Here is a 23,614-nt window from a genome sequence, read left to right on the forward strand (position 1 = left end):
TCCTTCCAGGGTGCCCTACCAAGTGTCCCCCGAATCAGGCGGCACCCACATCGCTCAGCGAACTTTGCGTCACGCTTATAGCTGAAACGTGATAAGTCTCAGGCGTAATCCGCAAGCAACGGCGAAGCCTCACCCGAGGGCGCGCCAGCAAACCGCGCGGCGCACCGCCACATGTGTGAGTCGGCTTGCCGCCCCCCGGTCAGGCATGATGAAGGCGATGCGCATTCGGATCCTGATGCTCTGCTCGGTGCTGGGGGTGGCGACGTCGCTGACGTCGTGTCACCGGCCCGTCGAGCATGTTTCGGGTGCGCCGGTATCCGCCCCGCGCGTCGGCGGTCCTGTGCAGCGGCTCAGCCAGCCCGAACAGAAGGCCGTCGCCGGTCCGGTCGAGCCGGATCGGCGCATCGGGGCGATCTTCATCGATGGCGGCCCGCTGCACGTGTGCACCGGTTCCGTGGTGCATTCGACGGGTGGCAACCTGATCATGACCGCCGCGCACTGCCTGGCCGGAGCGTCGCTGATCACGTTCGTTCCCGGTTTCGCCGGCGATGCCCCGCCCGGTCCCGCCGATGTGTGGAAGGCCGACGCGGTCTACCTGGACCCGCGCTGGACGGCCAGCAAAGACCCGCACGCCGATTATGCGATCGCGCGGGTCAGCAACGACGCAGGTGCCCCGGTCGAGTCGCGGGTCGGCCTGGCGCTGACGCTGGGTGTGACGCCTCCGCCGGGCAGCCGCGTCACCGTGCTGGGGTATCCGGCCGGCGTGGGGGGCTCGCCCATCGGGTGTCAGGCCAGCACGTCGGTCACCGACACCGGGTTTCCTGCGCTGGCTTGCGAGGGGCTGGTGGACGGCACCAGCGGCGCGCCCTGGGTCAGCGGGACGACGCTGATCGGGGTGATCGGCGGTCTGGAGCGGGGTGGCTGCGCGGCGAACATGTCGTATTCGGCGCCGTTCGATGCGCACACCGCGGAACTGCTGGCCCGCGCCGAGGCCGGCGGCCCCGGCGATCCGGTCGCGGGCGACCTGCAAGACGCCTGTTAGCGGCGATCGCCAGCGCGGCCGTGGCGATCGCCAGCGCGGCCGTGGCGATCGCCAGCGCGGCGCAGCCGGGCGCAGCGGGTCGCCACTCCAGTTCGCAGCCGGGCTAGTGGCGGGTCGCCACGGCTAGTGGCGGAACTGGTTGAGCGCCCGGACCTTGTTCATCACGTCGAGCGCCGCCACCTTGTACGCCTCGGAGAACGTGGGGTAGTTGAACACCGCGTCCACCAGGTACTCCACCGTGCCGCCGCAGCCCATCACCGCCTGCCCGATGTGCACCATCTCGGTGGCGCTGGTGCCGAAGATGTGCACCCCGAGCACCTTGAGGTCCTGGGTGGACACCAGCAGCTTGAGCATCCCGTAGGAGTCGCCGGCGATCTGGCCGCGGGCCAGCTCGCGGTACCTGGCCACGCCGACCTCGTAGGGGACTGCGTTCTTCGTCAGCTCCACCTCGGTGGCGCCGACGTAAGAGACCTCGGGGATGGAGTAGATGCCGATCGGTTGCAGCTCTGTGATGCCGTCACTCGCCTCCCCGAACGCGTGGTAGGCGGCCAGGCGGCCCTGCTCCATCGACGTGGCGGCCAGGGCGGGGAAGCCGATCACGTCGCCGACGGCATAGATGTGGGGCACCTTGGTCTGGAAGTTGTCGTCGACGAAAATCCGTCCGCGGTTGTCGGCTTCCAGTTCGGCGTTGTGCAGATCGAGATGATCCGTCTGGCCCTGCCGCCCGGCCGAATACATCACCGTCTCGGCGGGAATCTGCTTGCCGCTGGCCAGGGTGGTGACGGTGCCCGCCGACCCGACGTCGACCGCGGTCACCTCCTCGCCGAACCGGAACGTCACCGCCAGGTCGCGCAGGTGGAACTTCAGCGCCTCGACGACTTCGGGGTCGCAGAAGTCGAGCATGTCCTCGCGCTTCTCCACGACGGTGACCTTGGTGCCCAGCGCGGCGAACATCGAGGCGTACTCGATGCCGATGACGCCGGCGCCGACCACCACCATCGAGGTGGGCAGCGACTTGAGATCGAGGATCCCGTCGGAGTCGAGCACCCGGTGTTCGTCGAACTCGACGCCGGAGGGCCGCGCCGGCCGGGTGCCGGTGGCGATGACGACGTATTTACCAGTGATGGTTATCTTTTCGCGCCGCGACGGGTCCTCGACCTCGATGGTGTGCGGGTCGATGAAACGCCCGTGACCGATCAGCAGGTCGATCCGGTTGCGCATCAGCTGGTTGCGCACCACGTCGACTTCCTTGCCGATCACGTGCTGGGTGCGGGCCAGCAGATCGGCCGGGGTGATCTTCTCCTTCACGCGGTAGCTGGCGCCGTAGAGTTCGCGCTGGCTCATCCCGGTGAGGTAGAGGACCGCCTCGCGCAATGTCTTTGACGGGATGGTGCCGGTCTGCACGCACACGCCGCCGAGCATCTGGCCGCGTTCGACGACGGCGACCGACTTTCCGAGCTTGGCCGAGGCGATGGCGGCCTTCTGGCCGCCGGGCCCGGACCCGATGACCACCATGTCGTACTCTTGCGCCGAACTCATGGCTTAAACAGTAAGGCAGCACAACGCACAGTGCTGGGTTCATCCACAGGTCCGCCGCCGCACCCGCGCACCTGAGCACCGCCTGACGGTGGCCGCCGTCAGCGTGGTGCCCATGACGACGCATCGAGCAGACTTCGAACTGTCCCGCCCCGGCGCACTCATCGCGGCGCTGCCGGCCGTTCTCGGCTTCGTTCCCGAAAATTCATTGATATTAGTGTCTTTGGGCGACGGTGAACTCGGGTCGGTGATGCGCGTCGACCTCTCCGAGGAGGTCATCGACCGGGTGGGACACCTGGCGGAGGTCGCCGCGGCGGCGGCCCCCGAGGCCGTGATCGCGGTGATCGTCGACGCCGACGGCGCCTACTGCCCAAGCTGCAACGAGGAATACCGTCAGCTCTCGGTGGCGCTGGCAGAAGCCTTGTCGGAGCACGACATTGAGCTCTACGCCACCCACGTGGTGGACCAGGTGGCGCTCGGCGGGCGGTGGCATTGCGCCGAGGGCTGCGGGTCGAGCGGCGTGGTCGAAGATCCCGCGGCCTCGCCGCTGGCGGCCGCGGCGGTGCTGGAGGGCAGGCGGCTCTATGCGCGTCGTGCCGACCTGCAGGCGGTCATCGCGCCCGACGACCCGGCGCGCAGCGCGGCGCTGGCCGCCGTGGTCGGCAAACAGGCCGCCCGGCGCCGGGCGGCGCATCGTGCGCATCCGGTGCGCTGCACCCGCCGCGACGTGGAGGCGGCGATGGCCGCCGCCTCCCGGGTCGCGGGCGGGGAATCGCTATCGGACGCGGAGGTGGCGACGCTGGGCTGTGCCCTGTGCGACGCACAGGTGCGCGACATCCTGTATGCCCTGGCGGTGGGGGAGAGCGCCGGCGAGGCCGAGTCGCTGTGGGCACTGCTGGCGCGCACGTTGCCCTCGCCCTGGCGGGTCGAGGCGCTGGTCCTGATCGCGTTCAGCGCCTATGCCCGCGGCGACGGCCCGCTCGCCGGAGTGTCGCTGGCGGAGGCGTTGCGCTGTGACCCCGACCATCGGATGGCGGGGATGCTGGACACCGCGTTGCAATCCGGTCTGCGGCCCGACGACATCAGGGAGCTGGCGCTGACCGGTTACCGGCTGGCCAAGCAGTTCGGCGTGCGGCTGCCACCGCGCCGGCCGTTCGGTCGCAGGGTGGGGTAGTGGCAAGCGCGGCGACGGGCGCCAAGCGCCGGGGTCAGACCTTCTCGACCTTGACCGCGTGCGCCATCTCGTGCGGCAGGGTGACGTTCTCGTGGCCCGGGATGACGATGGTGACCCCGGCGGCACTGGTCTCGACGGTGACGCGCGCGTTCGGGACCACACCGGCGTCCTTCAGGCGGGAGATCAGGTCGATGTCGCCCTGGACGTGCTCGGTCAACTGCCGCACCACGACCGCCACCGGCGCGCCGGCGGGCAGCTCGGTCAGCCGGACCAGGGGGCCGTCCTCGGACCAGGACTCCGGGCCCACGCCCAGGTCCAGGAGCCCGGGGATCGGGTTGCCGAAGGGCGAGGTGGTCGGGTTGTTGAGCACCTTCACCAGCCGGCGCTCGACGTCCTCGCTCATCACGTGCTCCCAGCGGCACGCCTCGGCGTGCACCTCTTCCCAGGGCAGCCCGATGACGTCGACCAGCAATCGCTCGGCGAGGCGGTGCTTGCGCATCACGGCAATGGCCAGCGCCCGGCCCTTGTCGGTGAGCTCGAGGTGGCGGTCGCCGGCCACGTGAAGTAAACCGTCCCGCTCCATGCGCGACACGGTTTGGCTGACAGTCGGCCCGCTTTGATCCAGGCGTTCGGCGATTCGGGCACGCAGCGGCGTCACGCCCTCTTCTTCGAGGTCGTAGATGGTCCGCAGGTACATCTCGGTGGTGTCAACCAGGTCGTTCATTCAGCACCCTCCGTCGACGCTGAGTCTACTTGGCCAGCTGCGCGAATGGTTGTAACGCCTCCCAGGCAAGCAGTATGCCCGCCGCGGACGCGGCGGGCATACCGTCTGCTACCTAGCTCGAGTGAGGTGTTAGCTCGCGTACGACCGTAGCCTGTCGGCGCGCTCCCCGTTGCGGAGTTTGGACATTACGTCCCGCTCGATCTGGCGGACCCGCTCGCGGGACAGGCCGAACAGCTTGCCGATCTGGTCCAGGGTGCGCGGCTGACCGTCGTCCAGGCCGAAACGCAGCCGGATGACCTGGTGCTCACGCTCGTCCAGGGTGGCCAGCACGCTGCGGATGTCGGTGTGCAGCAGCTCGGCGATCACCGCGTTCTCGGCCGACATCGCCTCGGCGTCCTCGATGAAGTCACCCAGCGGTGCTTCCTCCTCGGAACCGACCGGCATGTCGAGGCTCACCGGGTCGCGGCTGTGCTCGAGCAGGTCGTTGATCTTTTCCACCGGGATGCCGGACTCGGCGGCCAGTTCCTCGTCGGTGGCCTCGCGTCCCAGGTTCTGGTGCATCTCGCGCTTGATCCGCGCCAGCTTGTTGACCTGCTCCACCAGATGGACCGGCAGCCGGATGGTGCGGCTCTGGTCGGCCATGCCGCGGGTGATCGCCTGACGGATCCACCACGTCGCGTAGGTCGAGAACTTGAATCCCTTTGTGTAATCGAACTTTTCCATCGCGCGGATCAGCCCGAGGTTGCCCTCTTGAATCAGGTCCAGCAATGGCATGCCGCGACCGGTGTACCGCTTGGCCAGCGACACCACCAGACGCAGGTTGGCTTCCAGCAGGTGACGACGCGCCGCCTGACCATCCCGCACCACGGCCTCTAGATCGCGTTTACGGTTCTCCCCGAGGCGCTTACGCGTTGCGAGCAGGTGTTCGGCGTAGAGCCCGGCCTCGATGCGCTTCGCGAGTTCGACCTCACCCGCCGCATTGAGCAGTGCCGTCTTACCGATTCCGTTCAGATATACGCGCACTAGATCCGCTGCGGGGCTTTGAGCATCCAGATCGCCGTCAAATCTGCTCGTGCTGGCGTTCGCCATAGCGACCTCCCGTTCGGCTTTGTTCTGTCATCGAGTTCAACGACAGATCAGCTCTGAGAGTTCCCAGCGATTCCCTATCTCACACGTCTTGACGTGCAGAAATGTGCCGTCGACCTGAGAAAGTCCTGAGAAGTCCGCGACGGCGGCACCTTCGGCGAAACGACGGCTAGTCGGGATCAATTCCGCCGCGGGCGCCGGGAGGCCAGTCCGGTTGCGGCGGTCGCGGCGCCTCGAGCGCGCGACGTTCGGCCCGCGGGAACAGGGGAATGCGCTGGCGGGCGTCGTCGAACCGGCGCGGCTCCTCGGCGCTGCGCGGCGGCCGATCGTTCGCGATCAGCACGGCCATCCAGGGCAACGGGATGGAGGCCGCCACGATCGCCAGGGAGATCAGCCCGTTGTGCCACGCGCCGTAGGCGACCGCGGCCAGGATGAGCGCCGGGATGCGGAATGCCATCAAAGTCAAGTACTTACGGACCCGCGCGCGATGCTGCTCCTCGTACGAGGTCGCGGCGGCGGTGATGAGCACCGGGCGGCTCTTGTGGCCGTCGAAGTCATCGAACCGGTCGTCGAACCCCGGATCGGAGCCGTGCTTCATTTCTCCACTGTCCCACAACTCGCCGATTCCGGCTCGGACGGTTTCTGGGCCGCGCGCAGCGCCCGGCGAGCAGTGCACAATGTCAGATATGCAGACCCAAACGATCGAACGCACCGAGACCGACGAACGCGTCGACGACGGGACCGGCAGCGACACCCCGAAGTACTTCCATTACGTCAAGAAGGACAAGATCGCGGAGAGCGCGGTCATGGGCAATCACGTCGTGGCGTTGTGCGGCGAGGTATTTCCCGTCACCAAGGCGGCCAAGCCGGGCTCACCGGTCTGCCCGGACTGCAAGCAGATCTACGACCGGATGAAGAAGGACTGACCTAGCCGGGCGGCTCCGCCGGCGCGACCTCGCGTTGCGCGGTGATGGGATTCTTGGTCACCGGATTGGACAGCGTGTCCGCCGCCTTCGCCAGCGCGGGCGAGCGCGACAGCAGCCATCTGCGCAGCCTGTGCGCATGCGTCCTGGGCGCGGGGAATTCCTCCTGGATGGCGGCATTGAGTTCGGCGCCGATCATGATCGCGAAGCCCCCGAAGAACGAGAACAGCAGGAATGCGATCGGCGTCGAGAGCGCGCCGTAGGTGTAGCCCGTACTGGTGATCCACTGCAGGTAGATCCGCAGGCCCAGAGTGGCGATCACAAACACCGCGGTGGCCAGCGCCGCGCCGAAGATCAGCCGATGCGTCGGCAGCGGCTCCGGCAACGACACGCGGTACAAGATCACGACCCCGATCATCAAGACGAGGATCAAGGCCGGGTAGTAGCCGTAGCGCAGCGCGTTGGCCAGGCTGACCGGAATGTGCTCACCCACCTTGCGTGGCCCTTGGACCACCAACGGCGCCGTCGCCACCACGAACACCAACCCCACCACGTACAGGAACAACGCGAACAGGCGTTGGCGCACCGGATGGCGCAACGGCGTCTGGTCGTGCGCCTCGACCACGGAGTCAACGAACGACGAGATTGCCGACGACCCCGCCCACAGCGAGATGATGAAACCCAGCGACACCACTTCGCCCCGGGCGTTGTTGGCGATGTCGCGCACGGTCGGCTCGATGATCTCGTTGACCACGCTGCGGGAGAACACGCTGTGCGCCGTCGAGATCAGCTGACGCAGGATGCTGGGCAGCATGTCGGGGCCGAACAGCGGAGCCACATACGCCAGCGTGCCCAGCAGCCCGAGCAGCAACGGCGGAAGTGACAGCGCCGACCAGAAACCAGCCTGAGCCGACTCCGAGAAAATCGAGTCGTCCCAACTCTTGGAAAGAGTCCTCAGGGTGATTCGCCAAATGTGGTGGCGCGACGGTTTTGCGACCTGCTCGCTCATACCCGTCCAGCATTACCGAAGATCGCTCGCACCGCCCACATTGGCGATGGGCGAGTTCGCCGCGGCTTAGCTTTCGCTGAACTCCAGCACGGCGTCCAGCTCGGTCAGCTTCGCCTCGTGCTCGTTGGCGTGGTGCTGGCATAAGAGAAGCTCCAGTCCGGAAGGCAGCTTGGCGCGCACTCGGGCCGCAGCACCGCAGCGGTCGCAGCGGTCGGCCCGGGTCAGTTCTGGACTCGTCAGAGTTGCATTCATGGCTTCTCCGTTCTCGTACATTCACTTTCTCAGACGTATGGCGTTTTCGCCTTGTTCCCCGATCGTTATCGGGTGTGTCGTTTCTCACGGCCTGGTCAGGTTTGGTTTGGGCGATCTCTAGGGTTCGAAGTGTGACCTTCGCCTCGGACGTCCTGGTGCATCTGTGCGGAACCGAGCAGTGGGCGCGGGCCCGCCGGCTGGGCGGCATCCGGCCGGAGGACGCCGGCGGTGGTGCGTTCATCCATCTGTCGACGCCCGAGCAGGTGCACCTGCCGGCCAACCGGCTCTACCGCGGCCGCGGCGATCTCGTCCTGTTGCACATCGACCCGGCGCTGCTCGCCGCGCCGGTGCGGTGGGAGCCGGGTGTACCAACCGATCCCGAGTCGATGTTGTTCCCGCATCTGTACGGCCCGCTGCCGGTGGCCGCCGTGGTCCGCGTCACCGCCTACCCGCCGGCCGACGACGGCACCTTCGCGCCGGTGTCGACGTAGGCGTCGGCTTCGATCTCCACCAGTAACTCGGGCGCGATGAGCGCCGAGACCTCGACCATGGTGGCCGCGGGCCGGATCGCGCCGAAGACCTGCTCGTGCACCGCTGCCACCTCGCGCCAGCGCGAGATGTCGGTGACGTAGATGCGGGTACGCACCACGTCGGTGAGCGCCGCCCCCGCTTGGCCCAGCGCAATCTCGATGCGGCGCAACGTATCTCGAGTCTGGGCGGCGATGTCGCCGGCGGGCCCGGCGCCGGTCGTTCCGGCCACCGCCACGTGCGGCCCGACGCGCACCGCGCGCGAGTAGCCGACCGCCGACTCGAAGTCGGAGCCGGACGAGACCATTGTGCGGTTGGTAGGCATGCGCCTCACGGTACGACGGCAGAGCCGCCACCGCAGCCGAATTTCTCGGCGGCAGCGCGCGTTTGACTTACCGGGTCACACCGACGTCGAGATGGCTTGCGCGCCAATCGTTTCGGTGCGAACGGCTAATCGAGGTAGTCGCGCAGCACCTGGGAGCGGCTGGGGTGGCGCAGCTTCGACATCGTCTTGGACTCGATCTGGCGGATGCGCTCACGGGTCACGCCGTAAACCTGCCCGATCTCGTCCAGCGTGCGCGGCTGGCCGTCGGTGAGGCCAAACCGCAGGCGTACTACGCCCGCTTCGCGCTCCGAGAGCGTCTCCAGCACCGACTGCAGCTGGTCCTGCAGCAGCGTGAACGACACCGCGTCCACGGCCACCACGGCCTCGCTGTCCTCGATGAAATCGCCCAGCTGGCTGTCGCCCTCGTCGCCGATGGTCTGGTCCAGCGAGATCGGCTCGCGGGCGTATTGCTGGATCTCCAGCACCTTTTCGGGCGTGATGTCCATTTCCTTGGCCAGCTCCTCGGGCGTGGGCTCGCGGCCCAGGTCCTGCAGCAGCTCGCGCTGGATACGGCCCAGCTTGTTGATGACCTCGACCATGTGCACCGGGATACGGATGGTGCGGGCCTGGTCGGCCATGGCGCGGGTGATGGCCTGCCGGATCCACCACGTCGCGTACGTGGAGAACTTGTAACCCTTGGTGTAGTCGAACTTCTCGACCGCGCGGATCAGACCCAGGTTGCCCTCCTGGATGAGATCCAGGAACGCCATGCCGCGACCCGTGTAGCGCTTGGCCAGCGAGACGACCAGTCGCAGGTTGGCTTCCAGCAGATGGTTCTTCGCGCGATCACCGTCGCGGCAGATCCACATCATGTCGCGACGCTGGGCGGCGGGCAGTTTGTCGCCGCGCTCGGCAAGTTCGGTCATCAGCTGGGTGGCGTACAGCCCGGCCTCGATCCGCTTGGCCAGCTCAACCTCTTCCTCGGCGTTGAGCAGCGCGACCTTGCCGATCTGCTTGAGGTAGGCGCGAACCGAGTCGGCCGAGGCCGTCAGCTCGGCGTCCTTGCGGGCCTGCCGCAACGCCTCGGACTCGTCTTCGTCCCACACGAAATCGCCGGAGGCCTTGTCCTTTTCGGACGGCTCGGCGATCTCCTCGTCCTCCTCGGCCGCGGCGTCGGCGGCCTTGGCGGGCTTGGCTGCGGCCTCTTCCTCGGGCTCGTCCTCGCCTTCGGCCTCGTCGGCCTCGACCTCCTCGGCGTCCTCGCCGTCGGACGCTACGTCCTCCTCGAGGTCGTCGAGGGACAGGTCGGTGTCGATGTCGAGGTCCTCGCCGGGCTCACCCTCGAGGTCGGGCTCGTTGTCCAGATCCTCGACGGCACCGTCGGAATCGAGGGCGTCGGGATCCGCCGGGCCGCCCTTGGCCGCCTTGGTTCCGCGTGCGGTCGGCGTCTTGGCGCCGGCGCCCTTGGCCGCAGCGCGCGTCTTCTTGGGATCGTCGGCCTCGGTGGACGGCGATGCCGCCTTGGCGGCCCGCTTCGCGGGCGCCGAGCCGTTGGCAGACTTGGCCGCCGGTCGCTTGGCGGGGGACGACGGAGACTTCGTGGCGGTGCGTTTCACCGGCCCATCCGTTGCCGGGCTTGCTTTCGTCGCTGCCACTTACACCCCTTCGTTTGGGCTCACTCTCGGTGGGTAGTGGGCATGGTTAACCGAAAGTGTCTGCTATGTCGATGTCGGCGTTGGTATCAGCGTGAGTAGTCGCACGCTGTCGGTTGGGCATTCGCCGAGCACCATTGTAACGACAGTGCGGGGTCCTACGGCTCTGCCGGGCGAAATCAGTGCGTCACGTCCGAGGTGGCGGCCATCGCCGCGCCGACGATCCCGGCCGTGTTGAGCAGGGCCGCGGCCACCACCGGGGTGCGGTTGGTCAGCAGCGGTACCCATTTGTCGGCCTTGCGGCTGATGCCGCCGCCCGCGATGAACAGGTCAGGCCATACCGCGTTCTCGATGCTCACCAGCACCTTGGTCACCTGCTTGGCCCACTTTTCGTAGGACCAGCCGTTGCGCTCCTTCACCGAGGACGCGGCCCGCTGCTCGGCCTCCTTGCCGCCGACCTCGAGATGGCCGAACTCGGTGTTGGGAATCAGCGTCCCGTTGTGAATCACCGCCGAACCGATCCCGGTGCCGAAGGTCAGCAACACCACCAGTCCCGACTGGCCTTTGCCCGCCCCGTAGTGCTCCTCGGCCAGCCCGGCCGCGTCGGCGTCGTTGAGGACGACGACGTCCTGACCGTCCAGTTCGGCCCTGATGATGTCGCGCGCGTTGGTGCCGATCCACGCCTTGTCCACGTTGGCCGCCGTCTGCACGACGCCGTGCGTGACGACCCCGGGATAGGTCACTCCCAGCGGGCCGGTCCAGCCGAAGGCGTCGACCACCTCGGCGATGGTCTTGGCGACCGCCGCGGGCGTCGCGGGCTGCGGGGTCAGCAGCTTCACCCGCTCGCCGATCAGCTGCCCGGTGTCCATGTCGACGATGCCGCCCTTGATGCCACTGCCGCCGACGTCGATGCCGAATCCGCGGCGCTGTGGCCTGCCGTCGCCGGCGGCGATGCCGGGCGTCTCCGTGGTCGAGTCGGTGCTGGTCATCGAATCTCCTCGGCGTGACTGGGCTGTCCGCTCACCTTAGCGCCGCGGCGGTGCGGCCCGCGGCGTCTGCGCGACCCCCGGCGACTGTGATCGGATAGACCGGTGACCCCTTCCGATGACGAGCTTGTGGGGCTGCGATCGGTCGCCGAAACCTTGGCCGCGGAGGCCGCCGCGTTCGTGAGGCGTCGGCGGGCAGAGGTTTTCGGCGCCGACGCGGGCTTGCAGACCTCCGACAGTGGCGCGGTGCGATCGAAGAGCACCCCGACCGACCCGGTGACCGTGGTCGACACCGAAACGGAACGGCTGCTGCGCGACCGGCTGGCCGAATTACGGCCTGGGGACCCGATTCTCGGCGAGGAAGGCGGCGGTCCCGACGATCCGGCGGGCACGCCGGCCGGGACGGTTACCTGGGTGCTCGATCCCATCGACGGCACAGTGAATTTCGTCTACGGCATCCCCGCCTACGCCGTGTCGGTCGGCGCCCAGGTCGACGACGAATCGGTGGCCGGGGCGGTCGCCGACGTCGTCGGGAACCGGGTGTACTCGGCGGCGCTGGGCCTGGGCGCGCATGTCGCCGACGACGAGGGGACGCAGCCGCTGCAGAGCGCCGCCGTCGACGATCTGTCGATGGCGTTGCTGGGCACCGGTTTCGGCTATTCGCGCCAGCGCCGCGCGGCACAGGCGGCGCTGTTGGCGCGCATGCTGCCGGTGGTCCGCGATGTCCGCCGGATCGGCTCGGCGGCACTGGATCTTTGCATGGTCGCCTCGGGCCGGCTCGACGCCTTCTACGAGCACGGTCTGCAGGTGTGGGATCGCGCCGCGGGGGCGCTGATCGCCTCCGAGGCGGGAGCTCGGGTGGTCCTGCCCGCGCCCGGAGCGGCCGGGGCGGGCCTGGCGCTGGCCGCCGCGCCCGGAATCGCCGACGAACTGCTGGCCGTGCTGGAGCGCTTCAACGGCCTGGATCCGATTCTGGATTGACCGCCCGCGTCAGCAGCTGCTGGCGTGAATCTTGGCCAGCAGCGTGGGATCTGAGGGTTCGGTGGCGCCGGGACGCAGGGTGGCGAGCACGGCGTCGATGTCGTCGTTGTGCGCCAGCGCGCTGAAGTCGGTGCCCAGCGCCAGGTCGACGGAGTCGTCGGCGCGGTTGTCGTTGAACAGTTCGGTGCACGGCGCGACCAGCCACACGGCGGCCGCGGTGGCCTGTCCGGCGGTGCCGAAACGGATTTGGCCCTGACAGGTGAGCCTGGTGCCCGCATACAGGGGGTCGTTGGCGGCGGTCGGCTGGGCGAAGCCGAGGTCCTTCATGGCGCCGGCGACGTCGCCGGCCTGGCCGCCCCGGCCGCTGGCGTTGAGGACGCGAACCTTGGTGTCGGCCAGCTTGGCGGGCGTGACGTCCATCATGGCGCTACGGGACACCTGCTCGCCGAGCTGGGCCGGCGCCGAACCGGCCGACTGCGGCGGGGGATTGCACACCGCGGCCTCGTGCACCTTGGCGGGGCGCGTCAGCGCGATCGTCCAGACGACGCCGGTGGCCACTGCGAGAAGAACCACCACGATGATGGCGGGCCGGGGGTTGCGGCGCCGAAAAGGCCGACCGTGCTTGTCAAACGCTGTACCCCCGGTGATTTGCGTGACCACAGGTGCACTCTAGCCGCACGCTAAACCCACTGTTCAGAGACGAGCGCAAGGGCGAAAATAGAGGTGTGACGTAAATCACACCTTAATGGGCCGCGATACGGGCACGAATCATTTGGTGGATGCGTTCGACGCTGGTACAAAGCGATGCTTGGATATCGCGGGCATGCAGAGGCAATAGGGCAGGGGAAGAGATATGCCTACCGACTATGACGCTCCACGGCGCACCGAGACGGACGACGTTTCGGAGGACTCGCTGGAGGAGCTCAAAGCGCGACGGAACGAGGCGGCTTCGGCCGTCGTCGACGTCGACGAATCTGAATCCGCTGAGAACTTCGAACTGCCGGGTGCCGACCTGTCCGGGGAAGAACTGTCGGTGCGCGTGATTCCGAAGCAGGCCGACGAGTTCACCTGCTCGAGCTGCTTTCTGGTGCAACACCGCAGTCGGCTGGCCAGCGAGAAGAACGGCGTGATGATCTGTACCGACTGCGCGGCCTGATAGCTGCACCTACCGTGTCAGGGCCGACAGCACCCGCTCGGGGTGACGGCAGCTCACCAGCCAGTACGGCGTCGGATCGTCCGGGTCGTCGAGCACGACCAGGATCATCGGCCCCACCCATGCCCTGTGTAGGACGTACGCGGCCGGGTCGAGCTGGCGGCCCAGCGCCGCGGACTTGGCCGACGGGGCTATCTGCGCGGACCGGGCGATCGCGGTGACCGGCAGGTGCGCCGGACCGGCCCACAGCTGCACTTCGCCGGGCACGGTCGGGTCGCCGGTCACCCGGATCTCGATGCGGCCCAGCCACAACAGCGCCGCGGCCGCCACCGCGAACAGCGCCGCGTACGGCCACCAGGTCGATTGGCGGGTGACGCCCATGTTGAATTCGAAAGCGATGATGCCCGCGAGCGCAAAGGCCGGTGGCCACCACCACCACGGGACCCACAATCGTTCGCGATACCGCACGTTGTGCGGCGCGACGCGCGTATCGGACACGCAGTCAAGGGTAGTCTGTGCCCCCGTGTCGACCAGTCTGGCCATCGTGCGCCTTGACCCCGAGCTTCCGCTGCCCAGCCGCGCCCACGAGGGCGACGCCGGGATCGATCTGTACAGCGCCGAAGACGTCAAACTCGAGCCGGGGCGGCGCGCCCTGGTGCGAACGGGGGTCGCAGTCGCCATCCCGTTCGGCATGGTCGGCTTGGTGCATCCGCGGTCGGGTTTGGCTGCGCGAGTGGGACTTTCGATCGTCAACAGCCCGGGTACCATCGACGCGGGCTATCGCGGCGAGATCAAGGTTGCGCTGATCAACCTGGATCCGACCGATCCGATCGTGGTGCACCGCGGCGATCGCATCGCCCAGTTGCTGGTGCAGCGAGTCGAATTAGTGGAGTTGGTCGAGGTGTCGTCGTTCGACAAGGCCGGGCTGGCCGAAACATCCCGTGGCGATGGTGGTCACGGTTCCTCCGGCGGACATGCGAGTTTGTGATGGCATTCGGTAAGCGCACTCCCAAAGACGACGACGCCACCAGCGCCGACACCTCGGCGGCCGGCGAGGTCGCGGCCAACGACGCCGACGAGCCGGCCCCCGAGGAGCTCGAGGGACCGTTCGACATCGAGGACTTCGACGACCCGGCGGTCGCAGAGCTGGCCCGCCTCGACCTGGGCTCGGTGCTGATTCCCATGCCGGAGGCCGGGCAGCTGCAGGTCGAGCTGACCGAAACCGGTGTGCCGAGCGCGGTCTGGGTCGTCACGCCCAACGGCCGGTTCACCATCGCCGCCTATGCCGCGCCGAAGACGGGCGGCCTGTGGCGTGAAGTGGCCAGCGAGCTCGCCGAATCGCTGCGCAACGACTCGGCCCAGGTGAGCATCAAGGACGGCCCGTGGGGTCGCGAGGTGGTGGGCACCGCCACCGGCGTCGTGCGTTTCATCGGCGTCGACGGCTATCGCTGGATGATCCGCTGCGTCATCAACGGCCCCCACGAGACGATGGAAGCCTTAGAGCAGGAGGCGCGAGCGGCCTTGGCGGACACCGTGGTTCGGCGTGGCGACACGCCGCTGCCGGTGCGCACGCCGCTGACCGTGCAGCTGCCCGAGCCCATGGCCCAGCAGCTGCGCGAAGCCGCCGCCGCGCAGCAGCAGGCCGCCCAGCAGCAGGCCGAGGGGCAGCAGGCGCCGTCCAACGAGCCGGCCGCGCGCCGCAGCGCCGACGGGTCGGCCATGCAGCAGCTGCGCACCACGACCGGCGGCTGAGCCGGCTTCGTGGCGCTGCCGCGGATGCGGCAGCAACATCCCAGCCGGGCGCTGCGGGTCGCCACCAGCGGGCTAGAGGTCGGCCAGCGCGCTCAGGCAGGCCGCACCCAGGGCGGCGGGATCGGCCCCGATCTGATCGAGCGTCACCGTGCGCAGCGCCGCGCGCGGCGCCGCCGCGACCCAGTCGATTCCGGCCTGTAACGGGTGGATCGGGTCGTCGACGGCGGACGCCACCCCCAGCGGCGCGGCCAGCCCGGCCAGCTCGTCGCAGCTCGGCGCGACGTAGGCGGCGGCTTCTTCCATGGCGTCGGGTAGGTGTGGCCACTGGGCGCCCCACGACCGGGTCAGCTCGTCGGCCAGCCACGGCGGGCTGGACGCCCGCATCTGCGTGGTGGTGGCCGCCAGTCCGTCGGCGCGCAACTGTGACGCCGAATACCGCGCCGCCAGCGCCGCGGGCGCCGCCCCGGGGGCGCCGGCCCAAGCCGGCAGCGCGGCCAGCACCGCGACCGTCCGGTCGGGATGGGCCAGCGCCCAGGCGGCCGCCACCGCCGCGCCGATCGAGACCCCGCCCACCGCGACCGGCCCGCCGTGCGCCGCGCCGTCCAACGCCGCGAGATAGCCCTCGATCAACCGGTCGGGCCGCGGCGGCGGGGTCACCAGCAACGCCCCAACCTCGGATAGGGGACGGGAAAACGCCCGGTGAACGTAGTCGTCGTCGGAGCCGGTTCCGGGCAACAACACCGTCGTGACACCGCGCAGATCGACCACCACCACTAGATAGTGCCCCGCCGTTCATGCGCCCTCCAACACGAGGTTTGAGTCGGTTGGCGCTGGGGAACCAAGAGGTCTACGGTGTCCGTTGGCATAAATGGAAGCGTCGAGGCTTATCAGCATTGTCAGGAGTGGCCATGGGGGCCCAAGGGTATCTGCGCCGGCTGACCCGTCGGTTGACGGAGGATCCGGAGCAACTCGATTCGGAGGAACTGTCCGACGAGGTCGCAAGCACCGGCGCGCAACGCGCGATTGATTGCCAGCGGGGCCAGGAGGTCACGATGGTGGGCACGCTGCGAAGCGTCGAGTGCAACGGCAGGGCCTGTTCCGGCGGGGTCCGTGCCGAGTTGTTCGACGGCAGCGACACCGTCACGCTGGTGTGGCTGGGGCAGCGTCGCATTCCGGGCATCGACTCGGGCCGCACGCTGCGGGTGCGTGGACGCCTCGGCAAGCTGGAGAACGGTAACAAGGCGATCTACAACCCGCACTACGAAATTCAGCGGTGACTGACCCCGAAGATCCGGGGGCAATCCCGCCAGAGTCGGGCACGTCCGAACTCATGAGTACCAACCGCATCAGCCCGGAACGCCTGCTCGCACAGGCGGGCGGGGTCAGTGGTGTCATCTATTCCTCGCTGCCGGTGGTGGTCTTCGTCATCGCCTCGAGCGTCTCGGGGCTGGTTCCCGCGATCGTGGCCGCGCTGGCGGTGGCCGCGCTGATCCTGGTGTGGCGGCTGATCCGCCGCGACTCCCCGCAGCCGGCGTTCTCGGGTTTCTTCGGGGTCGCGCTGTGCGCGCTGATCGCCTACCTGCTGGGCGAGTCCAAGGGCTATTTCCTGCTGGGCATCTGGATGTCGCTGGTGTGGGCGGTCGTCGTCGCGGCGTCGGTGCTCATCCGCCGGCCCCTGGTGGGTTACGCGTGGAGCTGGGCCACCGGGCGCGGCGACCGCTGGCGCGAGGTGCCGCGGGCGGTCTACGCCTTCGACGTGGCGTCGGTGGGTTGGGTGCTGGTGTTCGCCGCGCGGTTCGTAGTGCAGGGACTGCTGTATGACGCCGACCGGACTGGTTGGCTGGCGGCGGCGCGGATCGGGATGGGCTGGCCGCTGACCGCGCTGGCCGCGCTGGCCACCTATGCGGCGATCAAGTCGGCGCAGCGCGCCATCGCCGCAGCCGATGCCCCCGCGGTCGAAATGGAGCCCGGCGCCGTCACCGACTGATCAGTCCTGATGGTGGCGACCCGCTACGCCCGGCTCCGCCGCGCTGGCGATCGCCACTAGCCGCCCGGGCTGTGGCTGCCCAGCAGCAGCTTCTGCAGGTCCTCTTCCGCCTCGGCGACGGCGACGAACAGCAGCTCGTCGCCGCCCTCCAGCGGCTCGTCCTCCTCGGGCACGATCACGCGCGGGCCACGCAGGATCGTCACCAGCGAGGTGTCGCGCGGCAGCTGCAGCTTGCGCACCGGCTTGCCGCCCCACGGCGTGTCGTCGGGCAGGGTGATCTCGACGAGGTTGGCCTGGCCCTTGCGGAATTCCATCAGCCGCACCAGATCTCCGACGGCGACGGCCTCTTCGATGAGCGAGGCCAGCATGCGCGGCGTCGACACCGCCACGTCGACCCCCCACGCGTCGGTGAACAACCACTCGTTGCGAGGGTCGTTGACCCGGGCCACCACCCGCGGGACCGCGAACTCGGTCTTGGCCAGCAGGCTCAGCACGACGTTGGCCTTGTCATCGCCGGTCGCGGCCACCACCACGTCGAACTCCTGCAGGTGCACCGACTCCAGCAGGCTCAGTTCGCACGCGTCGCCCAGCCGCCAGTGCGCGGCCGGGATCGCGTCGACGTCGACGTGATCGGGGTTGCGTTCGATCAGCGTCACGTCGTGGCCGTTGCCGATGAGTTCCCGGGTGACCGAGCGCCCGACCGCGCCGGCGCCGGCGACAGCTACCTTCATCGGCGCAGCTCCTCAACAAGGTGTTCGGTCGAATTCATCACAGCTCTTCGCTCGGTGGTAGCGCGGCGATGGCCACCGCCTCGGCGGCGCGGCCGGAGATCGCGGCCACATAAACCTGGTCGCCGGCCTGGATCACCGATTTGGGCTCCGGCAGCACGCCGGCGCCGAACCGGATCAGAAACGCGACCCGGGCGCCGGTGGCCTGCTCCAGGTCGGTGACCCGATGCCCGATCCAGTCCTCGTGCAGCACGACCTCGGACACGGCGACGGTGCCGGTCGGATCGCGCCACTTGGCCGTCTCCGACTCGCGCAGCAACGCGTTGAGCAGGCGGTCGGTGGTCCAGGGCACAGTGGCGATGGTGGGAATGCCGAGCCGCTCGTAGACCTCGGCGCGCTTGGCGTCGTAGATGCGGGCCACGACCCGCTTCACGCCGAAGGTCTCGCGCGCCAGTCGGGCCGAGATGATGTTGGAGTTGTCGCCGGACGACACCGCGGCGAACGCGTCGGCCTCCTCGATGCGGGCCCTCAGCAGCACGTCTCGGTCGAATCCCTGCCCCAGCACCCGCTCGCCGGCGTATTCAGGGCTGAGCCGGTTGAAGGCGGTGCTGTCCCGGTCGATGACCGCGACGTCGTGACCGATGCGGGAGAGCCCGTCGGCGACCGATGAACCGACCCGGCCGCAGCCCATCACCACTACTCGCAACTTGAGGTCCTCTCGGCCGCGTCAACCGGCAACCCACGTCGGCCAGCCGTTTCGGTCGGCGAACATTCTCCTACGAACGCTACCGCCAAACCCGTCTGGGCTTACTCTTGGCTCTCGTGTCCAAACTTTCAACCGCCACTCGTCGGTTGCTTATCGGCCGGCCGTTTCGCAGCGACCGGCTGAGTCACACTCTGCTGCCAAAGCGGATCGCCTTGCCGGTGTTCGCCTCCGACGCGCTGTCCTCGGTGGCGTATGCGCCCGAGGAGGTCTTCCTGATGCTCTCGGTGGCCGGGGTGACGGCGTACGCGCTGACACCCTGGATCGGGCTTGCGGTGGCCGCGGTGATGCTGGTGGTGGTGGCCAGCTACCGCCAGAACGTGCACGCCTACCCGTCCGGTGGCGGCGACTACGAGGTGGTCACCACGAACCTCGGCGACACCGCCGGCCTCGTGGTCGCCAGCGCGCTGATGGTGGATTACGTTCTCACCGTTGCGGTCTCGACGGCCTCGGCGATGGCGAACATCGGCTCGGCGATCCCGATCGTGGCCGAGCACAAGGTGTTCTTCTGTGTGGCCTCCATCCTGCTGGTGATGGCGCTGAACCTGCGGGGGGTGCGCGAGTCGGGGGTGGCGTTCGCGGTGCCGACGTACGCGTTCATCATCGGGGTCCTGGTGATGATCGGCTGGGGGCTGTTCCGGATCTTCGTGTTGGGTAATCCGCTGCGGGCCGAGTCGGCCGGTTTCCAGATGCACGCCGAGCACGGCCAGGTCGTCGGTTTCGCCCTGGCGTTCTTGGTGGCGCGGTCGTTTTCCTCGGGGTGTGCGGCGCTGACGGGTGTCGAGGCGATCAGCAACGGGGTGCCGGCGTTCCAGAAACCCAAGTCGCGCAACGCTGCGACCACCCTGCTGATGCTCGGTGGCATCGCGGTGACGCTCTTGATGGGCATCATCGTGCTGGCCCAGAAGATCGGGGTTCAGCTGGTCGAGGACCCCGCGACGCAGCTGGGCGGCGCGCCGAAGGGCTACTACCAGAAGACCTTGGTCACCCAGCTCGCCCAGACGGTGTTCGGGAGCTTTCACATCGGGTTTCTGCTGATCGCCACGGTGACCGCCCTGATTCTGGTGCTGGCGGCCAACACCGCGTTCAACGGGTTCCCGGTGCTCGGCTCGATCCTCGCGCAGCACAGCTACCTGCCGCGCCAATTGCACACCCGCGGAGACCGATTGGCGTTCTCCAACGGCATCCTGTTCTTGTCCGGGGCGGCGCTGCTGGCGATCATCGCGTTCCGCGGTGAGGTCACCGCGTTGATCCAGCTGTACATCGTCGGGGTGTTCATTTCGTTCACGCTGAGTCAGATCGGCATGGTCCGGCACTGGAGCCGGTTGCTGCGCACCGAGACCGATCCGCGGGCGCGGCGCAAGATGATGCGCTCGCGGGTGGTCAACACGGTCGGGTTGCTGTCCACCGGCGCGGTGCTGTTGGTGGTGTTGGTGACGAAGTTCGTCTCCGGCGCGTGGATCGCCCTGTTCGCGATGAGCCTGCTGTTCGGCGTGATGAAAATGATTCACCGGCACTACAACACCGTGAACCGCGAATTGGCCGAGCAGGCCGCCGCGCAGGACGACGTGGTGCTGCCCAGCCGCAATCACGCCGTGGTGCTGGTGTCGAAATTGCACCTGCCGACCCTGCGTGCGCTGGCTTACGCCAGGGCCACCCGGCCCGACGTTCTCGAGGCGGTGACGGTCAGCGTCGACGATGCCGAGACCCGCGACCTGGTGCACAAGTGGGAGGAAAGCGATATCAGCGTCCCGCTCAAGGTCATCGCCTCGCCGTATCGCGAAGTCACCCGTCCCGTCCTGGAATACGTCAAACGGGCCAGGGAGGAGTCCCCGCGCACCGTGGTGACGGTGTTCATTCCGGAGTACGTGGTGGGCCACTGGTGGGAGCAGGTGTTGCACAACCAGAGCGCCCTTCGGCTCAAGGGGCGGCTGCTGTTCATGCCTGGCGTCATGGTGACTTCGGTTCCGTGGCAATTGAGTTCGTCGGAACGACGCAAGACCTTGCAGCCGCACGTGGCGCCGGGTGACGCTCGCCGGGGAATCTTCGATTGACCCGCGAATCGACCCGCGCGTCGCGCGCGTCGGCGCCCCCGGTGGGGGAGCTGACGTTGACCACCGATGCCCCCGCCAACGGCGGCAGCTGCGTCGCCCACCACGAAGGCCGCGTGGTGTTCGTCCGGTACGCGCTGCCCGGCGAGCGGGTGCGGGTCCGGGTCACCGCGGATCGTGGATCCTATTGGCACGCAGAGGTTCTCGAGGTCCTCGAGCCGGCGCCGGGGCGCACCGCGTCGCAGTGCCCGATCGCCGGGGTGGGCGGTGCCGGCTGTTGCGACCTGGCGTTCGCGGCGCCCGAGGTCGCCCGCGCACTCAAGGCCGAAGTGGTGGCCAACCAGCTCGAGCGCCTGGGCGGGCATCGCTGGAGCGGTGAGGCCGAGCCCTTGGCGGATTCGGCGCCGACGGGGTGGCGCACCCGGGTCCGGCTCGACGTCGGACCCGACCGTCGACCCGGCTTTCACCGGTATCACAGCGACGACCTGGTGACCGACCTGCGCTGTGCGCAGCTGGCGCCCGGCATGCTCGACGGGATGGACGACATCGAGTGGCCGCCGGCGGCGCAGCTGCACGTGGCCGTCGACGACGACGGCACCCGCCACGTCGTGCGCACGCTGCGGCAGGGCAGGCACACGGCGACCAAGGTGATCCAGGGGCGCTACGAGGCGGTGCAGCGGGTGGCCGGGCGCACCTGGCAGGTGCCGGTGACCGCCTTCTGGCAGGCGCACCGCGACGCGGCGGGCGTCTACAGCGACCTGATCGCCGACTGGGCACAGCTCGGCGCTGGGATGCGCGCGTGGGATTTGTACGGCGGCGCAGGCGTTTTCGCCGCCGTGCTCGGCGACGCCGTGGGCCGCTCCGGGCGGGTGCTCAGCGTCGACACCTCGCGCGGCTCGACCCGCGCCGCGCGGGTCGCCCTGGCCGATCTGACCCAGGTGCAGATCGTCACCGACTCGGTGCGGCGCGCGCTGGCCGCGCAACGAGACCGCGCCGCGAAAGCCGATGTGGCGGTGCTGGATCCGCCGCGGGCGGGAGCCGGGCGCGAGGTCATCGACCTGCTGGCCGCCGCCGGCGTCCCTCGCGTTGTGCACATCGGTTGTGAGGCAGCATCGTTCGCCCGTGACGTCGGGCTCTACCTCAAACACGGTTACACCGTGGAGAAGATCAGGGTGTTCGACGCGTTCCCGCTGACCCATCACACCGAATGCGTGGCGCTGCTGACCCGCTAGGGAGTCTGTCGCGACGACGGTCCTCCCGGCGCATCACCGCAATGCCGCCCGGGTGAGTGTCACGACCGGCTAGACTGCGTCGCGGTGTGCCGGGAAGTCTGGTCGGCGATGTCTTGAAGGAACACTGTCGATCGATCGAAAGGCCCGCGTGCATACCATCAAAGAACGGGCCGTGGCTGTCGAGTCTTGTCGAACGTGTGCGCGGGACGTGCTCACCGGGTTGCTGCCGTCGTGAACGAGACTGTTCGTTACGCGCTGTTGGTGTTGCTCTCCAGCGCGGTCGGTTTGGTTGCGGTGCTGGCGAATCGGCTAACCGAGCGGGTCAAGGTCCCGGTGCCATTACTCGTGTTGGTCGGAGCGGCCGTCGCGGTGCACGCGGTGCCCGCGGTGCAGCCTCCCTCCGAGCGGGTCGTGGAACGGGTCATCACCATCGCGCTCGTGCTGGTGTTGTTCGACGGCGGCATGCATATCGGGCCGGCGCGCTTCCGCGCGGCGGCGGCCCCGATCCTGTCGGTGGGCGTCGTGGGCACCGCCCTCACCGCAGCAGGGGCGACACTGGTGCTGCACTACGTATGCGGAATCAGCTGGTTTCCCGCGGTGCTCGTGGCCACGGCCGTGGCGCCGACCGATCCGGCCGTGGTTTTCTCCGTTTTGGGCAAACGCGAGATCAGCGGCCGCAGTGGCACCATCCTGGAGGGCGAGTCGGGTGCCAATGATCCGGTCGGCATCTCCTTGATGTCCAGCCTGATCGCCGCCGGTGGCCTCAGTGCAGCCGGATTCGCCAGCGTGGGAACACAATTCGCTCTACAGATGGCGGTCGGCCTGGCCGTCGGGGTGCTCGGCGGTCGCGTCCTGCTCGTCTTCATGCGTCGCGTCGCCTTGCCGAGCGAAGGTCTCTATTCGCTACGAACGCTGGCATCCTGCCTGATGTTGTACGGCATTGCCACGCTCGCGCATGGCTCGGGATTTCTGGCCGTGTTCGTCGCCGGCATCGTGATCGGCGACGCCCGCGCACCCTACAAGCCGGAGATCAAGCGATTCCACGCCGCCCTGGCGGGTCTTGCGGAAATCGTCGCGTTCGCCATTCTGGGTTTGACCGTCGATCTCAATGTCCTTGCCCATCCTGATGTGTGGGGTTGCGGGCTCGTCCTCGCCGTGGCCCTAACCGTGCTGATTCGGCCGTTGGCGGTGGGCTCCTGCTTGGTTCCCGTGCGATTGCGGCGAAACGAACGGGCCTTCGTTCTTTTCGCCGGGCTCAAGGGCGCAGTGCCCATCCTGCTGGGCGAGTTCTTGCGCGCTGCTCACGTCGCCGACGCCGAACGCCTCTACGGCATCGTGGTCGTCGTCGTCGTTGTCTCGGTGCTGGTGCAGGGCAGCTCGGTGCCTGGTGTCGCCAGGTTGTTGCACCTGCCCATGCGCACGGTGGAGACCCGGCCATGGCAGATAGGTGTGCGACTCGCCGACGAGCCGCAGGGGGTTCATCGCTTCAGCGTCGCGACCGGTTCCGTCGCCGAGCGTTCCACGGTCGAAGGTCTCGGCGACCGCGTCGGTGACATCTGGGTGAGCATCGTGGTCCGCGCGACCGGCCTGGTGCCGGTGCGGGGCGACACCGAACTGGAGGCCGGGGACGAGGTCGTCATCCTGGCCGACCCCGACCTTCATGACACGCTCGCCGGACTGTTCGGCCCCGCGCAGCAGCGATGAACGTCGCCACGTTCGTCAGTAGTGTT

At 68.4% G+C, this 23,614-nt stretch carries 27 protein-coding genes; 13 read left to right on the plus strand and 14 right to left on the minus strand.

Annotation, left to right across the window (positions count from 1 at the left end):
- Nucleotides 1–205: 205 nt before the first annotated feature.
- The gene (locus tag A5622_RS15790) at nucleotides 206–1,042 is read left to right on the plus strand and encodes a serine protease (protein WP_066860732.1); all 837 of its coding nucleotides are present in this window, start codon (nucleotides 206–208) and stop codon (nucleotides 1,040–1,042) included.
- Between the two features lie 123 nt (nucleotides 1,043–1,165).
- On the opposite strand, the gene sthA is transcribed toward A5622_RS15790, so the two are convergent.
- Nucleotides 1,166–2,581 (minus strand): Si-specific NAD(P)(+) transhydrogenase, encoded by a 1,416-nt coding sequence (gene sthA, locus A5622_RS15795; protein ID WP_066860729.1) that lies wholly within the window; start codon nucleotides 2,579–2,581, stop codon nucleotides 1,166–1,168.
- Nucleotides 2,582–2,693: 112 nt separating this feature from the next.
- Here sthA and A5622_RS15800 point away from each other — a divergent pair, with 112 nt between their 5' ends.
- The gene (locus tag A5622_RS15800; RefSeq protein WP_066879812.1) at nucleotides 2,694–3,752 is read left to right on the plus strand and encodes a DUF4192 domain-containing protein; all 1,059 of its coding nucleotides are present in this window, start codon (nucleotides 2,694–2,696) and stop codon (nucleotides 3,750–3,752) included.
- A 34-nt stretch (nucleotides 3,753–3,786) separates the two neighbouring features.
- Here the strand turns inward: A5622_RS15800 and A5622_RS15805 are convergent, their stop codons facing one another.
- The 3 genes from A5622_RS15805 to A5622_RS15815 all read right to left on the minus strand — a co-directional run bounded on the left by A5622_RS15805 (nucleotide 3,787) and on the right by A5622_RS15815 (nucleotide 6,178).
- Entirely contained in the window at nucleotides 3,787–4,476 is a 690-nt protein-coding gene (locus A5622_RS15805) for a metal-dependent transcriptional regulator (RefSeq protein ID WP_066860726.1), read from the minus strand.
- A 129-nt stretch (nucleotides 4,477–4,605) separates the two neighbouring features.
- Complete coding sequence (sigB, locus tag A5622_RS15810) at nucleotides 4,606–5,565, minus strand: sigma-70 family RNA polymerase sigma factor SigB (protein ID WP_007774892.1); 960 nt, start codon at nucleotides 5,563–5,565, stop codon at nucleotides 4,606–4,608.
- A 166-nt stretch (nucleotides 5,566–5,731) separates the two neighbouring features.
- Nucleotides 5,732–6,178: a DUF3099 domain-containing protein gene (locus A5622_RS15815; protein ID WP_156752975.1), complete on the minus strand. Its 447-nt coding sequence runs from the start codon at nucleotides 6,176–6,178 to the stop codon at nucleotides 5,732–5,734.
- 70 nt (nucleotides 6,179–6,248) lie between these two features.
- Here A5622_RS15815 and A5622_RS15820 point away from each other — a divergent pair, with 70 nt between their 5' ends.
- Nucleotides 6,249–6,488 (plus strand): DUF3039 domain-containing protein, encoded by a 240-nt coding sequence (locus tag A5622_RS15820; RefSeq protein ID WP_044485021.1) that lies wholly within the window; start codon nucleotides 6,249–6,251, stop codon nucleotides 6,486–6,488.
- A gap of 1 nt (nucleotide 6,489) precedes the next feature.
- Here the strand turns inward: A5622_RS15820 and A5622_RS15825 are convergent, their stop codons facing one another.
- Both A5622_RS15825 and A5622_RS15830 read right to left on the minus strand, forming a co-directional pair.
- The gene (locus A5622_RS15825; RefSeq protein WP_066860718.1) at nucleotides 6,490–7,494 is read right to left on the minus strand and encodes a YihY/virulence factor BrkB family protein; all 1,005 of its coding nucleotides are present in this window, start codon (nucleotides 7,492–7,494) and stop codon (nucleotides 6,490–6,492) included.
- Nucleotides 7,495–7,560: 66 nt separating this feature from the next.
- Nucleotides 7,561–7,746, minus strand: a complete 186-nt coding sequence (locus tag A5622_RS15830) for a hypothetical protein (protein WP_066879815.1) — start codon at nucleotides 7,744–7,746, stop codon at nucleotides 7,561–7,563.
- Between the two features lie 131 nt (nucleotides 7,747–7,877).
- On the opposite strand from A5622_RS15830, the gene A5622_RS15835 reads away from it, so the two are divergent.
- Nucleotides 7,878–8,237: a DUF952 domain-containing protein gene (locus tag A5622_RS15835; protein WP_066879762.1), complete on the plus strand. Its 360-nt coding sequence runs from the start codon at nucleotides 7,878–7,880 to the stop codon at nucleotides 8,235–8,237.
- Here A5622_RS15835 and A5622_RS15840 read toward each other — a convergent pair.
- The 3 genes from A5622_RS15840 to ppgK all read right to left on the minus strand — a co-directional run bounded on the left by A5622_RS15840 (nucleotide 8,192) and on the right by ppgK (nucleotide 11,240).
- Entirely contained in the window at nucleotides 8,192–8,599 is a 408-nt protein-coding gene (locus A5622_RS15840) for a RidA family protein (RefSeq protein ID WP_066879765.1), read from the minus strand. The genes A5622_RS15835 and A5622_RS15840 overlap by 46 nt on opposite strands.
- A 125-nt stretch (nucleotides 8,600–8,724) precedes the next feature.
- Nucleotides 8,725–10,254, minus strand: a complete 1,530-nt coding sequence (locus tag A5622_RS15845; protein WP_156749224.1) for an RNA polymerase sigma factor — start codon at nucleotides 10,252–10,254, stop codon at nucleotides 8,725–8,727.
- A 176-nt stretch (nucleotides 10,255–10,430) separates the two neighbouring features.
- A complete protein-coding gene (ppgK, locus tag A5622_RS15850; protein WP_066860703.1) occupies nucleotides 10,431–11,240 on the minus strand; it encodes a polyphosphate--glucose phosphotransferase in 810 nt (269 codons plus the stop codon).
- A 102-nt stretch (nucleotides 11,241–11,342) separates the two neighbouring features.
- Here ppgK and A5622_RS15855 point away from each other — a divergent pair, with 102 nt between their 5' ends.
- Complete coding sequence (locus A5622_RS15855) at nucleotides 11,343–12,218, plus strand: inositol monophosphatase family protein (RefSeq protein WP_066879771.1); 876 nt, start codon at nucleotides 11,343–11,345, stop codon at nucleotides 12,216–12,218.
- A 9-nt stretch (nucleotides 12,219–12,227) separates the two neighbouring features.
- On the opposite strand, the gene cei is transcribed toward A5622_RS15855, so the two are convergent.
- On the minus strand, nucleotides 12,228–12,878 hold the full coding sequence (gene cei / locus A5622_RS15860; protein ID WP_066879774.1) for an envelope integrity protein Cei: 651 nt from the start codon (nucleotides 12,876–12,878) through the stop codon (nucleotides 12,228–12,230).
- A 193-nt stretch (nucleotides 12,879–13,071) separates the two neighbouring features.
- Here cei and A5622_RS15865 point away from each other — a divergent pair, with 193 nt between their 5' ends.
- On the plus strand, nucleotides 13,072–13,374 hold the full coding sequence (locus tag A5622_RS15865) for a DUF4193 domain-containing protein (protein WP_036468275.1): 303 nt from the start codon (nucleotides 13,072–13,074) through the stop codon (nucleotides 13,372–13,374).
- A gap of 9 nt (nucleotides 13,375–13,383) precedes the next feature.
- Here A5622_RS15865 and A5622_RS15870 read toward each other — a convergent pair whose 3' ends face one another.
- Complete coding sequence (locus A5622_RS15870; RefSeq protein WP_066860695.1) at nucleotides 13,384–13,869, minus strand: DUF3093 domain-containing protein; 486 nt, start codon at nucleotides 13,867–13,869, stop codon at nucleotides 13,384–13,386.
- A gap of 25 nt (nucleotides 13,870–13,894) precedes the next feature.
- On the opposite strand from A5622_RS15870, the gene dut reads away from it, so the two are divergent.
- A complete protein-coding gene (gene dut / locus A5622_RS15875; protein ID WP_066879778.1) occupies nucleotides 13,895–14,359 on the plus strand; it encodes a dUTP diphosphatase in 465 nt (154 codons plus the stop codon).
- Nucleotides 14,356–15,123 (plus strand): DUF3710 domain-containing protein, encoded by a 768-nt coding sequence (locus A5622_RS15880; RefSeq protein WP_066879781.1) that lies wholly within the window; start codon nucleotides 14,356–14,358, stop codon nucleotides 15,121–15,123. The genes dut and A5622_RS15880 overlap by 4 nt, the downstream gene beginning before the upstream one ends.
- 72 nt (nucleotides 15,124–15,195) lie before the next feature.
- Here A5622_RS15880 and A5622_RS15885 read toward each other — a convergent pair whose 3' ends face one another.
- Entirely contained in the window at nucleotides 15,196–15,894 is a 699-nt protein-coding gene (locus A5622_RS15885) for a hypothetical protein (protein ID WP_066879818.1), read from the minus strand.
- 137 nt (nucleotides 15,895–16,031) lie between these two features.
- Here A5622_RS15885 and A5622_RS15890 point away from each other — a divergent pair, with 137 nt between their 5' ends.
- Nucleotides 16,032–16,400 (plus strand): OB-fold nucleic acid binding domain-containing protein, encoded by a 369-nt coding sequence (locus A5622_RS15890; protein WP_066860686.1) that lies wholly within the window; start codon nucleotides 16,032–16,034, stop codon nucleotides 16,398–16,400.
- A 53-nt stretch (nucleotides 16,401–16,453) separates the two neighbouring features.
- The gene (locus tag A5622_RS15895) at nucleotides 16,454–17,110 is read left to right on the plus strand and encodes a DUF3159 domain-containing protein (RefSeq protein ID WP_066879784.1); all 657 of its coding nucleotides are present in this window, start codon (nucleotides 16,454–16,456) and stop codon (nucleotides 17,108–17,110) included.
- 56 nt (nucleotides 17,111–17,166) lie between these two features.
- Here the strand turns inward: A5622_RS15895 and A5622_RS15900 are convergent, their stop codons facing one another.
- Both A5622_RS15900 and A5622_RS15905 read right to left on the minus strand, forming a co-directional pair.
- Complete coding sequence (locus A5622_RS15900; RefSeq protein ID WP_066860680.1) at nucleotides 17,167–17,841, minus strand: TrkA family potassium uptake protein; 675 nt, start codon at nucleotides 17,839–17,841, stop codon at nucleotides 17,167–17,169.
- Between the two features lie 37 nt (nucleotides 17,842–17,878).
- Entirely contained in the window at nucleotides 17,879–18,544 is a 666-nt protein-coding gene (locus A5622_RS15905; RefSeq protein ID WP_156748749.1) for a TrkA family potassium uptake protein, read from the minus strand.
- Nucleotides 18,545–18,660: 116 nt separating this feature from the next.
- Between A5622_RS15905 and A5622_RS15910 the strand changes: the two genes are divergently transcribed.
- The 3 genes from A5622_RS15910 to A5622_RS15920 all read left to right on the plus strand — a co-directional run bounded on the left by A5622_RS15910 (nucleotide 18,661) and on the right by A5622_RS15920 (nucleotide 23,588).
- Nucleotides 18,661–20,655 (plus strand): APC family permease, encoded by a 1,995-nt coding sequence (locus tag A5622_RS15910; RefSeq protein WP_066860676.1) that lies wholly within the window; start codon nucleotides 18,661–18,663, stop codon nucleotides 20,653–20,655.
- Between the two features lie 41 nt (nucleotides 20,656–20,696).
- Nucleotides 20,697–21,884: a class I SAM-dependent RNA methyltransferase gene (locus tag A5622_RS15915; protein WP_066879787.1), complete on the plus strand. Its 1,188-nt coding sequence runs from the start codon at nucleotides 20,697–20,699 to the stop codon at nucleotides 21,882–21,884.
- A 231-nt stretch (nucleotides 21,885–22,115) separates the two neighbouring features.
- The gene (locus A5622_RS15920; protein WP_066879790.1) at nucleotides 22,116–23,588 is read left to right on the plus strand and encodes a cation:proton antiporter; all 1,473 of its coding nucleotides are present in this window, start codon (nucleotides 22,116–22,118) and stop codon (nucleotides 23,586–23,588) included.
- Nucleotides 23,589–23,614: the final 26 nt, after the last annotated feature.

The sequence above is a fragment of the Mycobacterium sp. 1245801.1 genome, assembly GCF_001673055.1.
GTDB lineage: Bacteria > Actinomycetota > Actinomycetes > Mycobacteriales > Mycobacteriaceae > Mycobacterium > Mycobacterium europaeum_A.

Coding starts and splice junctions, on each gene's coding strand:
- A5622_RS15790 (WP_066860732.1), top strand. CDS start 206: ATGATGAAGGCGATGCGCATTCGGATCCTGATGCTCTGCTCGGTGCTG.
- sthA (WP_066860729.1), bottom strand. CDS start 2,581: ATGAGTTCGGCGCAAGAGTACGACATGGTGGTCATCGGGTCCGGGCCC.
- A5622_RS15800 (WP_066879812.1), top strand. CDS start 2,694: ATGACGACGCATCGAGCAGACTTCGAACTGTCCCGCCCCGGCGCACTC.
- A5622_RS15805 (WP_066860726.1), bottom strand. CDS start 4,476: ATGAACGACCTGGTTGACACCACCGAGATGTACCTGCGGACCATCTAC.
- sigB (WP_007774892.1), bottom strand. CDS start 5,565: ATGGCGAACGCCAGCACGAGCAGATTTGACGGCGATCTGGATGCTCAA.
- A5622_RS15820 (WP_044485021.1), top strand. CDS start 6,249: ATGCAGACCCAAACGATCGAACGCACCGAGACCGACGAACGCGTCGAC.
- A5622_RS15825 (WP_066860718.1), bottom strand. CDS start 7,494: ATGAGCGAGCAGGTCGCAAAACCGTCGCGCCACCACATTTGGCGAATC.
- A5622_RS15830 (WP_066879815.1), bottom strand. CDS start 7,746: ATGAATGCAACTCTGACGAGTCCAGAACTGACCCGGGCCGACCGCTGC.
- A5622_RS15840 (WP_066879765.1), bottom strand. CDS start 8,599: ATGCCTACCAACCGCACAATGGTCTCGTCCGGCTCCGACTTCGAGTCG.
- ppgK (WP_066860703.1), bottom strand. CDS start 11,240: ATGACCAGCACCGACTCGACCACGGAGACGCCCGGCATCGCCGCCGGC.
- A5622_RS15865 (WP_036468275.1), top strand. CDS start 13,072: ATGCCTACCGACTATGACGCTCCACGGCGCACCGAGACGGACGACGTT.
- A5622_RS15890 (WP_066860686.1), top strand. CDS start 16,032: ATGGGGGCCCAAGGGTATCTGCGCCGGCTGACCCGTCGGTTGACGGAG.
- A5622_RS15895 (WP_066879784.1), top strand. CDS start 16,454: ATGAGTACCAACCGCATCAGCCCGGAACGCCTGCTCGCACAGGCGGGC.
- A5622_RS15900 (WP_066860680.1), bottom strand. CDS start 17,841: ATGAAGGTAGCTGTCGCCGGCGCCGGCGCGGTCGGGCGCTCGGTCACC.